The following is a 13720-nucleotide window of genomic DNA, read 5'->3' as shown; positions in this document are numbered from 1 at the left end:
TTATCATCTAATTGTAAGCGATAACAAAAAGAGGGGAGCTAAATAGTATGAAATCTTATTTAAAGAAAGCTTTAGTAATTGTCGCTAGTTTTGTGGGGATGTTAGGGATGGCAGCTTTTTCAACCAATGACGTTCAAGCAGCAGCTGCCAAAGTTTCACCGATCAGTACAGTGACAACGACAACGCTTTATTCGAAACAAATGCATTTAGATTGGAACTATGATGTTTATTTACCAGCTGGCTATAATCCAAAGGCTAATAAGCGTTATCCAGTTCTTTACATGATGCATGGATTATACGGAAATCATCGTAATTTATTAGAGAGATTCAATTCGCAACAAATGCTAGATGGTGCTATGAAGCGTAATAACACTAAGGCAATTGTTGTTTTCGTAGATGGATTCAACAGCTTTTACGTGAATCAAAAAGGTGGCCTACCTGTTGAAAGTGCCATCATGAAAGATTTGATTCCAAAGATCAATTCAACATACAAAGTATCGAAATCGAGAAGTGAACATGCAGTTGGTGGGGTGTCTATGGGTGGATACGCAGCAGCTAGATTATCTTTGAAATATTCAAATTACTTTTCAAAAGCTATCATGGTTTCACCATCAGTCTGGTACAAACTACCTAAGAGTAATCTGATCAGACAAAATATGCATGCATTCACTGATGGAAAGACTAACTGGTCAGACAAGGTTTATAACGGACTATTTCCAACTAAATATATCAATAAGCAGACCAAACCAGTTAAATTTTATATTGAGACAACGTCAGATGACACGACTGTGCCAATTAAAGACGTTAATCATTTTGTGAAAGATGTAAAAAAAGATACGAATAAAGTCTCAATCAAGTATGTAAAAGATAGTGGCGATAACCATAACTGGAATTATTGGACTAAAGCAACTCCAAAAGCATATAACTGGCTGATGGGTGAATTTTAGACGAGGGGAGAGACAGAGATGAACAATAAAGAAATTGCCAATGAAATACTGAAAAAAGTCGGCGGGAAAGACAATGTTACGGCCAATGTTGCCTGTATGACGAGACTTAGATTAGGCATTAAGGACGAATCAAAAGTTGACCTAGAAGGTTTGAAGAGAATTGATGGTGTCCTAGCAGTTGTGAAAGCTGAAACGCTACAAGTCGTTTTAGGTCCAGGTAAAGTTAATAAAATAGCTGAACCATTTGCCGAACTAACTGGAGTTCCTCTAGGTAGTGATACCGATGATGAAACTGGTGAAGAAAACATTAAAGATATCGCTAAAGAGAATAAACAAGCGAATAAGGCTAAACATGATAAACCATTACAACGTGGCCTTCAACACATTGCTAACGTCTTTATTCCACTATTGCCTGGTATTATTGCAGCTGGGTTGATCAACGGATTAACTAACGTTATTGATTATCAAACAGGATCAGCTTTTTCAACTGATTGGTGGTACATGACTATTAAGACTTTAGGCTGGGGACTATTCACCTTCTTGCCAATCTTTGTTGGAATGAATGCTGCACGAGAATTTAAAGGTAGTGCCATTCTAGGTGGTATCGGTGGAACACTTTGTTTGGGAATTAAAATTACTGATTCACCACTGAGTTCTCAAGGTATCTCGATGCCATTCACTCATGCACCATTTACAGTTGGTGTCGGTGGTTTGATTACTGCTTTGTTGATGGGTATCTTCTTTGCCATTTTGGAAAGAAATATCAGAAAAATCATGCCTAGTGTTTTGGATACATTCTTTACGCCATTGTTGACAGTTATTATTGGCTCCTTACTGGCAGTCGTCTTTTTGCAACCAGCTGGTGCTTGGTTAACGACAGCAATTTACACTGTTATGGACTTCGTTTATACCAAATTGAGTATTTTTGGTGGATTTGTTCTATCGTCAACCTTCTTGGCCTTAGTTTCAGTCGGTTTGCATCAAGCTTTAACACCAATTCATGTTCTTTTGAATGATCCAACAGGTCCAACTCACGGTATCAACTACTTGTTGCCAATCTTAATGATGGCCGGTGGTGGCCAAGTTGGCGCTGGTTTTGCTTTATATTTCAAGTCGAAGAATAAACGTTTCAAAAAGATGGTTATGAGTTCCATTCCGGTTGCAATTCTAGGAGTTGGTGAACCTTTGATGTATGCTGTGACATTACCATTAGGTAGAGCCTTTGTGACCGCAAGTATTGGTGCTGGTTTTGGTGGAATCTTTGCTTCACTTTTCCATCTAGGTGCAGTTTCACAAGGTGTTTCCGGACTATTCGGACTATTGATCATGCAACCAGGTCAACAATTGACCTATCTCTTAGCCTTATTAATTGCCTATCTAGGCGGCTTTATCGTAACTTGGTTCTTTGGGGTTGATGAGAATAGAATCAATGAAATTTATCCAGAATAGAGGGAAGTTTATGCTAGGATTCTCAGCTTATTTACATCAAAAAATGGATCAGTCCGACTTGATAGAATTCAATAAATTTGTTCTGGCGGGATTTACTGGTGTTTTTACGTCAATTAATTTACCTGAAGATGATCCTCAAATATTGTTAGCTAATTTAAAAGATCTTGGAGAGCTATGCCAGACAAATAATCTAGAATTGACACTAGATATTTCGGCTAGTTCTTTAAAGCGACTCAATTTGAAATTGCCAGAGGATTTGAAAGTTTTCGAGCAAATGCATGTCACAATGTTACGAATTGACGATGGAATTAATAATGCCGGAGTGGCACAACTTTCTCAAAAAATAAAAATTGCTTTGAATGCTAGTACAATCAGTCAGTCGGATATTGAGCAATTGCAAGCTAATCAAGCTGATTTTACTAATTTGGAAGCTTGGCATAACTATTATCCACGTGAAAATACAGGACTTGATAGAGACTGGTTCGAGGCTAAAAATAAGTGGCTCCAGGCAAATGGCTTTTGTGTCATGTCTTTTGTGGCTGGTGATAAGAATTTAAGAGCTCCAGTTTATAAAGGGTTACCGACCTTAGAAGAACAACGTTATCAGAATCCTTTTGTATCTGCCTTGCAAATGCAAAAGTTAAGAGTCGATCGAATTTATATCGGCGATCCAGCTTTGAAAGAGACTACTTTAGAACAATTCACAAGTTATTTTAGAAAGAAAATCTTAAAGATCCACGTTGACTTATTTAAGGCACCTGATTATATTGACCATATTTTTCATCAACGAGCTGACGTAGCACGTGATGTTGTCAGATTACGAGAAGGCCGAAGCCTTAATCATCAAAGAATAGCTCCCGATAATGCCGTTATACGTAAATGTGGCGCTATAACGATTGATAATGAATTAGCTGAACGTTATCAGGGAGAATTACAGCTGATGAGAAGAGAGTTGCCAGCAGATAAGACTGTCAATGTAATCGGACAAATAGTAAAAGATGATATCAAATTAACTGAATATTGTCAGGCTAATCAGGCAATTAAATTGATAGAAACGAAAGTTAGGAAATAAATGCTATGAATATAAAAAAACTATCTACTGAGAGTCGTAATCCGCAAACGACCAATTTAGACCAAATGAGTGCCCAAGAAATAGTAGCGGTAATGAATCAAGAAGATCGAAAGGTACCACTTGCTATCGAATCAGAGATACCAAAGATCGCCGAAGCAGTTGATAAAATAGCTGCAGCGTTTAAAAAAGGTGGGCGCCTATTTTACATGGGTGCTGGTACTAGTGGTCGTCTGGGTGTATTGGATGCGGCCGAATGTGTTCCCACCTTTGGAACCGATCCTGAAATGGTTCAAGGATTGATTGCTGGCGGTGGTCAAGCAATGACTTTAGCTGTTGAAGGTGCTGAAGATAATGTTGAACTTGGGGCCAGTGATTTAAAAAAGCGACAATTAACTAAAGAAGATGTGGTAGTCGGTATTGCTGCTAGCGGTAGAACGCCTTATGTTGTCGGGGGCTTAGACTACGCACGAGAAATTGGTGCTGAAACTATAGCTTTATCCTGTAATCATGATTCAATAATTAGTCAACACGCCAAGACCAAAATTGAAGTAGTCGCTGGACCTGAAGTGTTATCTGGTTCGACGCGTTTGAAATCAGGAACCGCTCAAAAAATGGTTCTCAATATGTTATCAACTGGTGCCATGGTTCGCATTGGTAAAACCTATGGAAATTTGATGGTTGATGTTAAACCTACTAATGAAAAATTGGTTCAGCGTGCAATCAATATTGTCGTTGAGGTCACTGGAGTGGAAGAGAAAGTTGCGCAGCAGGTTTTGGAAGAAGCAGACTATTCTGTGAAGGATGCAATCGTTATGATTGCCGATCGTCTGGATAAGGCTGCAGCAGAAAAGAAATTGAATGAATCAGATGGGTTTGTTCGTAAAGCGATAGAGAAATAAATTTAATAGATAAAGGTATTATTTACTACTTAGAGTGGTGAATGATATCCTTTTTTTGTATAGTAAACACTTTCATAAAAATGTGTTTCTGCTAGAATAAGAATTACTATAAGAAATATAAATGTTTTAGATGTTGGAGAAAGATAAAATGGTTACACAAATACTCTATCAAAAAGTTGCTGATGATATTAAACGACATATTCTTTCTGGTTCATATGAAGTCGGAACGCTTATTCCTACAGAAAACGAACTTGAAAAGAAGTATCAGGTTAGCAAAATCACAGTACGTAAGGCTGTGGAACAGCTGGTTTCCGAAGGATATTTGAATAAAAAGAGTGGAATTGGAACTAGAGTCATCAGCAATAACTTGTTTAATAAACTTTCGAAGGCTAAATCCTATTCGTCAATCATTAACGAGACTGAATTGTTAACTAGAAAAATTTTGGAATTCAAAAATATTTCCATCAAGGATACTCCTATCGAAGGTAAGGACGATTCTCAAGAGGTTCTCTTCGTTAAAAAAATGTATTTGTTGAATGATGAACCTTTTATCATTGTTAAACACTATTTGCCCAACATAAAATTGTCAGATAAGGATAAACGTATTGAACAAATGTCGCTCTATACGTTTCTCAAAGACAATGGCCAAATAGTTGATAATTTTAAAGATGAATTTCAGGCAGTAAATATTAACGCAAAAGATCGTAAGTTGCTAAAAAAGGACGATTCATTGGCTTTAAAACGAATTAGACGTGGGTTTGATAATCAAGGTAAATTAATTGAGTATACTATTTCCATATACGATAGTAATAAAAAGCCATACGAAATTGAATATGAGATTTAAAAATCTTTATTTAAGCGTTTACATCATAACATTATAATGTTATGATGAACCCGAAAAAAAGGAGGGACTTCTCATGGACAATTTTATCAATTTTCTCAACATTAAAATCTTACCAATTGCCAATAAAATGGGTAATCAGCGTCATATGACTGCCATTAGAAAAGGTATCATTTCTACGTTGCCACTAACCATTGTTGGTTCGTTCTTTACACTGATCAATAATATTCCAATTGAATCAGTGGCTAATGCGCTTTTACCTTATAAAGAGATTTTGGATATTCCATTTCGATATACGGTTGGAATCTTGGCTTTATATGCGACCTTTGGAATTGCACCATCGTTAGCTGAAAGTTATGGACTAGATAAATTAACTAACGGTATTTTGGCAGTATTGGCTTTTCTAGTTTCAACTGCTACACCAATACATGTTGTCAAAAATGTTAAAGGCGTGATCGATGCGGGTAGATATATTAATATTGCCAATTTGAGCGCCTCGTCACTATTTGCTTCAATTGTTACAGGACTTTTGACTGTTGAAATATATCGGTTTTTCAAGAATCGAAACATCACTATAAAAATGCCTGACGGAGTTCCACCTGAAGTATCCAATTCATTTGTGGCCCTGATTCCAGCAGCATTTATCTTAATTGTTTTTTGGGCTATTCGTAGTGTTTTAGGTTTCAATATAGCCACTTTCTTAAGCATGATTCTAATGCCACTAAAAGGTATTTTGGTTGGAAATAGTCTAATTGGTGGATTATTGACGATTTTCTTGATTACTGGTTTTTGGACTTTAGGTATTCATGGTGCAGCAATTATGGACCCAATCATTAGACCATTCTGGGAAATGTCCATTGCTCAAAATATGAGTGAATTTGCTTCTGGAACGAGTGCTAACCATCTTTCAACTATTTTCACCGAACAATTTTTACAATGGTTTATCTGGATCGGTGGTGCTGGTGGTACTTTAGCTCTGGTGACACTATTCTTATTCTCTAAATCTGCTTACTTAAAGGATTTAGGAAAATTGGCGTTTTTACCTGGTTTATTTAATATTAACGAGCCAGTAGTTTTCGGTGCTCCAATTGTTATGAATCCAATCTTAGGTATTCCGTTCATCGTGGGTCCTTTGATTACTGGTACTCTAGCTTATGTTTTGACGATTACTGGGGTTGTACCAATGATGATGTTGAGGTTGCCTTTTACTGTACCAGGACCATTGGGTGCTTTGATGAGTACTAATTGGAGTATCCCAGCGTTTATTCTGACATGTGTTAATTTCTTAATCGACTTAGCGATATACTATCCGTTCTTCAAAGTGTTTGAAAAACAACAATTAGAAAAGGAATAACGTTTGAAGGTGATGAAATGATGATTTTTCTGGCGCTCTTAATGTTTTTTATAGTAAGTGAGATTACCGTACAAAAAGGAATGATGCCAAATATTTTGAAAAAATTATCAGCTGGAAGGTTAATAATGCTATCTCTAGCCATCATCCTGGGATTGGCTATATTTAGTTTCTTTCTTAGACAAGCAGTTGTTCTAGTACTTCTTAGTACGATCTACTTATCGATTGTAATTTCAAACTATTATATGAAAGCTTTCAGCAAGATGGAAAGAGGTAAAAAGATATGACCAAACGCAGTTTAGGGATATCTCTATATCCAGATCATAGCTCTTTGAGTCAAGACAAAGAGTATTTACAACTTGCTAGTAAGTACGGATTTACCAGAGTCTTTATGAGTATGTTAGAAGTGTCTGAAGGTAAGGAAAAAGTAGCAACTAAGTTTAAAGATTTGATTGGGTTTGCTAAAAATTTGGGCTTTTCGACTACATTAGATATTGCTCCAAATATTTTCCATCAATTGGAAATCTCTTACGATGATTTATCATTCTTTCACCAACTAGGTGCTGATTCAATCAGGTTAGATCAAGGCTTTGATGGGCAAAAAGAGGCCTTGCTATCCTATAATCCCCAAGGATTGAATATTGAATTGAATATGAGTAATGACGTTGCCTATTTAAATAATATTTTGAGTTATTCAGCTAATAAGCCCTTCATTCTTGGTTGTCATAATTTCTATCCTCAGCGAGGAACTGGTTTACCATTATCATTTTTTAATCGAGCATCACAACGATTTAAGGATAACGGTATTGATACAGCAGCATTTGTGACTTCTCAAGTCGGAAAAATTGGACCCTGGGATGTAAATGATGGATTGCCTACTTTAGAGATGCATCGAGACTTACCAGTTAAGATTCAAGCTATGCATTTGTTTGCTACAAATTTGATCGACTGTGTCATTATCGGAAATGCTTATGCTTCTGAAAGTGAATTGAAGTCATTAGGTGCTCTCAATCGATATGAGTTGGTATTTGATGTTGATCTGGTATCTGATATTAATGAAGTGGAACAAACGGTCTTATTTAAAAATCAACATTTTAGACGTGGAGACATTACTGATTTAGTTATTCGATCCACTGAAGTTCGTAAAAAATATCAAACCAAAGATAATCCGATAAGTGTGGCTTCTCATGATTTTAAACGTGGTGATATTGTAATCGGTAATGACGATTTTGGAAAATATAAAAATGAATTGCAAATTGTTTTGCAAGAGCACAGTGATATTCGCAAAAACAAAGTGGCAGAAATATCAAAGAATGAGTTGTTCTTATTAGATTACGTCGGTCCCTGGGAAAAGTTTATGTTTCAGGAGGCGATGTCATGACCAGCTTATATATAAAAAAAGGACAGTCGGTTCTCAATCAGCCTCTAGAGTTATTGATAGAAGAAGGCCACATTACCCAGATAGGTGCCAAATTGAATGTGCAAGCTGATTCGACAATTGATTTACAAGACGATTCCTATATTTCCGCTGGTTGGATCGATGATCATACTCATTGTTATGAAAAGCTTTCACTATATTACGATGATCCTGATAAAGATGGTTATACTACAGGAGTTACAACCGTAATTGATGCGGGCTCAACAGGTGCTGATAATATAAGTGATTTTTACGAAATCACTCGCAATAAAAGAACAAATGTTTATGCCATGATCAATATTTCCAGAACCGGGATTTTAGCCCAAGATGAACTAGCTGACTTGAATAAGATTCAATTTGAGCCACTGAAGCAAAAAGTTAAAGAGTATCCAGATTTTATTGTCGGCTTAAAGGCACGGATCAGTAAATCCGTTGTGGGTGAAAATGGGCTGGAACCACTGTTATTGGCAAAAAGATTTCAGAAACAGTTAGACAATAATCTACCCTTGATGGTTCATGTGGGTACAAATCCGCCAGAGTTGTCAGAAATAATGGATAAATTAGGCCGTAACGATATCATAACGCATTGCTTCAATGGTAAATCAAACGGTATTTTGGATTCAGATGGGCGTATCAAAGACTTTGTTTATCAAGGATTGGAAAAAGGAATTATTTTTGATATTGGACATGGTACTGATAGTTTTAATTTTGAGACAGCCAAAGTAGCCACTGAGCAAAATATTTTTTCCAAAAGTCTCAGTACTGATATATATCATGCCAATAGAGAACGAGGCCCCGTTTATAATATGGCTACTTGTATTGAAAAAATGCTCTTTTTAGGCTATGAATTGCGTGACGTTATTCCAATGATCACGACTGTACCGGCACGTAATTTTCATTTGAAGAACAAAGGTGATCTACGTATTGGAAAAGACGCAGATATAACGATCTTTGATATTAAAGATGGACAAAAAGAATTGATTGACTCAGATGGGAATAAACGAATTACTCATCAAATGGTGAAGCCTCGTTACAGTATTATTGGAGGTCAAGTATATTCGATTGGAGAGTAAAATGGATATCTATCAAAAATATAACCTTAAACATGTTATTAATGCAGACGGGAAAATGACCATACTCGGTGTTTCAAAAGTTTCAAATGAAGTCGTTGAAGCGACTAAGCTTGGAGCACAAAACTTTTTTGAAATGAATGAGTTACTGATTCAAACTGGAAAATACTTAGCTAATTTGGTTGGTAGTGAGGATGCTTTAATAGTTAATTCTGCTTCTGCAGGTATTGCTGAATCAATAGCAGGTCTTATTGGTCAAGGAAGTATGTACCATCTACATCATCCCTACACTAATAGAATTACTAAACGAGAAGTTATTTTACCAATGGGACACGATGTTGATTACGGTACGCCAGTCGAGGTAATGATTCAATTGGCAGGAGGAAAGATGGTCCCAGCTGGCTATGCTAATATGTGTACTCCAGAACATATTGAAATGCAGATTACAGAGCAAACAGCAGCAATTTTATACATTAAAAGTCATCATACTGTTCAAAAAAGCATGTTATCTATTTCAGAAGCAATCAGGATTGCCCACAATCATAACTTACCTTTAATTTTAGACGCGGCAGCAGAAGAGGATTTGTATAAGTACCTTAAATTAGGAGCAGATGTAGTAATTTATAGTGGTGCTAAAGCGATTGAAGGGCCTGCATCAGGCGTGATTTTTGGTAAGAAAGATTATATTAGTTGGGCTCGATTACAAGGTGCAGGTATTGGTAGAGCTATGAAGATAGGTAAGGAAAATATTATCGGTCTGACTGGTGCCATTGAAAAATACTTAAGAGATGGAACTGAGACAGGCCAACAGATGATAGACCGATTGAAGCCTTTTGTTCAAAGCTTGTCTGAATTACCAGATCTTGAAGTTAATATTATTCAAGACGCTGCTGGACGTGAAATCTATCGTGCTGAAGTTAAGCCAACTGGTAAAATATCGGCCTTAGAAATATGTGATCAACTTAGAAATGGTAAAACAGCAATTTATGCTAGGGAATATCGAGTTAATCAAGGTATTATTGAATTCGATATCCGTTCAGTTAATGCTGAAGAAATGGGTCAAATTGTTGCACGATTAAAAGAAATCATTGGAGGATCGAGAAAATGAGTTTAATACCAAACTATTTAGATAATGGAATTTGCTTAAATGTTTTGGCCAATTCAGTTCAAAATGCTAAAGACTGTTATCAAGCAGCTGAAGGTCATGTTGTTTTGGGTGTATTAACTAAGAATTATCCAGATGATGACAGTGCTATCGAGGATATGAAAAAATATCAATTGGAAATTAACAATGCTGTTTCCGTAGGTCTTGGTGCTGGAGACCCTAAACAAAGCTCCATGGTGACACGAGTAGCGAAAGTTATTCAACCTCAACATGTTAATCAAGTCTTTACCGGAGTGGGAGCTTCAAGAGAGGCGCTTGGTCAAAGTGAAACGATTGTTAATGGCTTGGTTTCGCCAACCGGTAAGGTTGGGTTAGTCAACATTGCAACTGGTCCCTTGAGCAGTCAAGCCACTACAACAGAAGTTCCTATTGAAACCGCTATTGCTTTATTAAAAGATATGGGTGGTTCCTCAATTAAATTCTTTCCAATGAAAGGATTAGCTCACAAAGAAGAATTTAAGAGTGTGGCGCAAGCATGTGCTGACAATGACTTTGACCTTGAACCCACGGGTGGAATTGATCTTGATAACTTTGAAGAAATTGTACAAATTGCAGTTGATGCTGGCGTAAAACGAATTATTCCTCATATTTATAGTTCCATTATTGATAAAGAAACTGGTGATACTAGACCTGAGGACGTTGCCAAACTTTATGAAATAATTAAAAAATTTTGAGAGGTCAAGCAATGAATATTCTGGCTTTTGGCGAGGTAATGCTCCGTTTTACGGTTGCAGATAAAATGATGCTAGAACAGACTGATAATTTGCAAATTTCGACAGTGGGGACGGGTGTAAATTTACTAAGCAGTCTGGCGCATTTAGGATACAACACCGCAATACTGACCACCTTGCCCGATAATCCTGTTGGCAAAAAAGCCGCCGCTGATATTCGGAAATTGGGCATTAATGACAAAAGAATAATTTTTAAAGGTCAAAATATGGGTAGCTTTTTCGTTGAATTAGGTGAAGGGCCTCGTCCAGAAAGAGTAACGTATCAAGATCGCCTTTCCAGTTCTTTCTGTTGTATGAACCCGTCGCAATACGATTTTGAAAAGGCACTATCAGGTATTAATATTGTGCACATTTGTGGAATCTCACTAAGCTTGTCCAAGAAAACTCGTGAGGCAGCTTTTAAATTGGCTAAAGAGGCAAAATCTTTAGATAAAATAGTTTGTTTTGATTTTAATTATCGACAGAACTTAAACGATGATAATTCCCATGAAGCCATGAAACAACGCTATCAGGCAATCCTCCCATACACTGATATTGTTTTTGGTAGTGAGCGTGATTTAACTGATTTATTGGATTATTCGCAAAAAGAGGAGCAAGAACTCTATCAAACATTTTGTTCACAGTATAAGATCAGAGTTTTTGCTGGCAGTAAACGAAGTTTTTCCGATGGTAAAAAATATTTTGAAGGATTTTTGTATCATCAAGATCATTTATACAAGTCCGAACCCAAAATATTACAAGTTTTGGATCGAATTGGCAGTGGAGATGCTTTCGCAAGTGGAATAATCACTGGTTTAATTGAGAAATGGGACTATTCGGATGTGCTAGACTTTGCCGTTGCTAACTCATTATTAGCACAAGCTTCAATGAATGATACACCAATCTTAGAAAAATCTGATGTTTTTAATTACATTGATAATCAAGGAAAAAATGATTTATTAAGATAGCAGAAATCATTTTTCACCAGCAATTACTCAAAAGGATCCTGCATCTGAGCAATATAAGCATTGATAAGCTTAGTATAACTAGCATTTTTAAAAAGACTATTTTTCTCCACTTGAAGTTCATGTAAATTATCCGTTATAACGCCGTCGGCACCCATAAATATCATTCGGTCCATTGATTCTTGATCATTTGGTGTCCAAGCAAAGAATTCTTTCTTCTGAAGATGAGCATTGTCAATGAAGGACTGATTCAAGGTAGTATATTCCATCGTAAAAGCATTGGCGTTGGTAAAAGGTATTCCAAATAAATTGAATGGCATGACATAACTGGTGCTGACTTTTGGCATCAGTTTTTTTGTGTCTTCAATATAGCTGTAGTTCAATGAATGAACCATATCTTTATTTTTAATGAGGCGTTTTTGGTATTTTTTAGCAAAGAGTTTGACGAAATCTTTTTTATTACCAGGGACGGACTTTAATTCAACTAGCAATTTTTGGTGTAGGCGTGTTGCGGTTGCTAGATAGTCGTCAAAACTAGCAATATAAGTGGTTTTGCCATTTTCGTGAATTGGGGTATGGGTCAGTTCATTCAGGGTCATTTGACTAGGACGTTTATTGATACCGGCTAAAGCTTTTAAGGTATTATCATGGAAAACGACAAATTGATGATCCGCTGTCTCTTGAATGTCCATTTCAATATAGTCGGGTTTCTCTTTGGAAGTTGCTTCTAAAGATTCAATGGTATTTTGCACGCCATTGCCATCGTCAACGCCACGATGAGAGATAGTTACGGGTGGCGTTAATAACCAATTATTGAAGTATAAAGTATCGTAGCCAACAAAAGAAAAGACAACCACAGTTCCTAAAATTCCCCAGAACCACTTGTGACTTCTTGGTTCTTGTCGCTGATAGAAGTAATTAGTTCGAGTTTGACTAAGTAAGATCAGAACGGTGATACTAGCCGCATAGATGCTGACGACATAATTTAAAAGCTGAATAATCGTCATGTTGATCACGGCCATTGGAAAGTCAGCGACGTGCAAAAAACTGACATTATCAAAAATGGCTTGGATTCCTAAGAAGAATCCGTTTGCTATTAAGACGAAAATAGTTACACCAACGAGCAAGATGGCAAAAATCCCAATATAATAAAGTGTTTTATTTTTGGTCATTTGCCAGCTGCGACTAATGGCAGCTTTGATAGTTTTATTCTCGAAGATCATGAGTGGTAAGACAAAGAGCCAACGTAAACCGATATAAAAAATTACGAAATAAATAAATACGAGCGCGATTCCCAAAGGAAGATGTTCTTGAAAGAGCCAATCGATAATGAATTGAGGGATTTTCACCTTATCTAGCAAACTGGAGGACATTCCCAAACTGCCAAATGGTGTGATGATCAAAAAGTACAGTAAAAAGAAGCCGAAAGCTTTGAAGGGTAGACCAAATAAATTCTTGCTGACGCTCTTGAGATAGTCCCACCAGCCTAAACTAGCATTAGACTTGATAGCTTGAAAACTAACCAGCATCAATGTGAATTGGGCAAAAACTAATAGCAGGATTATCAGCAAAATGATGATCAATCCCACTACTACTAATGGTTTATGTAAAATCAGATTGATCACATTACTATAGGAAACATAGTTAACATCGCCAAGATAACTAATACCGTTGGCGAGAAAGTTTAAAATTGGTACCAAAATGAAGTTGATCAATAACTGGATTAGAATAATGATCTGACTGTATTTCCAGAAATATTTCCAAAAGTTTTGATTTTGATTTCGTAGTTCGTTGAATGCTCTCATAATATCCCCCTGTGACATCTTCTTAATAA

12 protein-coding genes are annotated in these 13720 nt (G+C 36.6%); 11 read left to right on the top strand and 1 reads right to left on the bottom strand.

The genetic code is table 11. From position 1 onward, the window contains the following. Positions 1–47: 47 nt before the first annotated feature. From ACG72T_RS01270 to ACG72T_RS01220, 11 genes are all read left to right on the top strand, one after another. Positions 48–947, top strand: a complete 900-nt coding sequence (locus ACG72T_RS01270; RefSeq protein WP_395264127.1) for an alpha/beta hydrolase — start codon at positions 48–50, stop codon at positions 945–947. Positions 948–965: 18 nt separating this feature from the next. Then, positions 966–2396 (top strand): PTS transporter subunit EIIC, encoded by a 1431-nt coding sequence (locus ACG72T_RS01265; protein WP_395264126.1) that lies wholly within the window; start codon positions 966–968, stop codon positions 2394–2396. A gap of 10 nt (positions 2397–2406) precedes the next feature. Beyond that, complete coding sequence (locus tag ACG72T_RS01260) at positions 2407–3468, top strand: MupG family TIM beta-alpha barrel fold protein (protein WP_395264125.1); 1062 nt, start codon at positions 2407–2409, stop codon at positions 3466–3468. Between the two features lie 5 nt (positions 3469–3473). Beyond that, positions 3474–4367 carry an N-acetylmuramic acid 6-phosphate etherase gene (gene murQ, locus ACG72T_RS01255; RefSeq protein WP_395264124.1) on the top strand — a complete coding sequence of 298 codons (894 nt, stop codon included), beginning with the start codon at positions 3474–3476 and terminating at the stop codon, positions 4365–4367. Between the two features lie 148 nt (positions 4368–4515). Then, positions 4516–5211 (top strand): GntR family transcriptional regulator, encoded by a 696-nt coding sequence (locus ACG72T_RS01250; protein WP_395264123.1) that lies wholly within the window; start codon positions 4516–4518, stop codon positions 5209–5211. Positions 5212–5284: 73 nt separating this feature from the next. Further along, entirely contained in the window at positions 5285–6562 is a 1278-nt protein-coding gene (locus ACG72T_RS01245; protein WP_395264122.1) for a PTS sugar transporter subunit IIC, read from the top strand. Positions 6563–6842: 280 nt separating this feature from the next. Next, positions 6843–7940 (top strand): DUF871 domain-containing protein, encoded by a 1098-nt coding sequence (locus tag ACG72T_RS01240; RefSeq protein WP_395264121.1) that lies wholly within the window; start codon positions 6843–6845, stop codon positions 7938–7940. Continuing rightward, positions 7937–9049 carry an amidohydrolase/deacetylase family metallohydrolase gene (locus ACG72T_RS01235; RefSeq protein WP_395264120.1) on the top strand — a complete coding sequence of 371 codons (1113 nt, stop codon included), beginning with the start codon at positions 7937–7939 and terminating at the stop codon, positions 9047–9049. The genes ACG72T_RS01240 and ACG72T_RS01235 overlap by 4 nt, the downstream gene beginning before the upstream one ends. Position 9050: 1 nt before the next feature. Next, on the top strand, positions 9051–10154 hold the full coding sequence (locus ACG72T_RS01230; RefSeq protein WP_395264119.1) for a DgaE family pyridoxal phosphate-dependent ammonia lyase: 1104 nt from the start codon (positions 9051–9053) through the stop codon (positions 10152–10154). Continuing rightward, positions 10151–10885, top strand: a complete 735-nt coding sequence (locus ACG72T_RS01225) for a KDGP aldolase family protein (RefSeq protein ID WP_395264118.1) — start codon at positions 10151–10153, stop codon at positions 10883–10885. Before ACG72T_RS01230 ends, ACG72T_RS01225 begins: the two co-directional genes overlap by 4 nt. 11 nt (positions 10886–10896) lie before the next feature. Further along, positions 10897–11889 (top strand): sugar kinase, encoded by a 993-nt coding sequence (locus ACG72T_RS01220; RefSeq protein WP_395264117.1) that lies wholly within the window; start codon positions 10897–10899, stop codon positions 11887–11889. Between the two features lie 23 nt (positions 11890–11912). Here ACG72T_RS01220 and ACG72T_RS01215 read toward each other — a convergent pair whose 3' ends face one another. Then, positions 11913–13691, bottom strand: coding sequence for a glycerophosphoryl diester phosphodiesterase membrane domain-containing protein (locus tag ACG72T_RS01215; RefSeq protein ID WP_395264116.1), 1779 nt, complete (start codon positions 13689–13691; stop codon positions 11913–11915). Positions 13692–13720: the final 29 nt, after the last annotated feature.

Origin of the sequence: Companilactobacillus sp. FL22-1, assembly GCF_043951805.1 — a bacterium.
Lineage (GTDB): Bacteria > Bacillota > Bacilli > Lactobacillales > Lactobacillaceae > Companilactobacillus.
The sequence above is the reverse complement of the archived record's forward strand: the minus strand, read 5'-3'. Positions and strand labels throughout refer to the sequence as shown.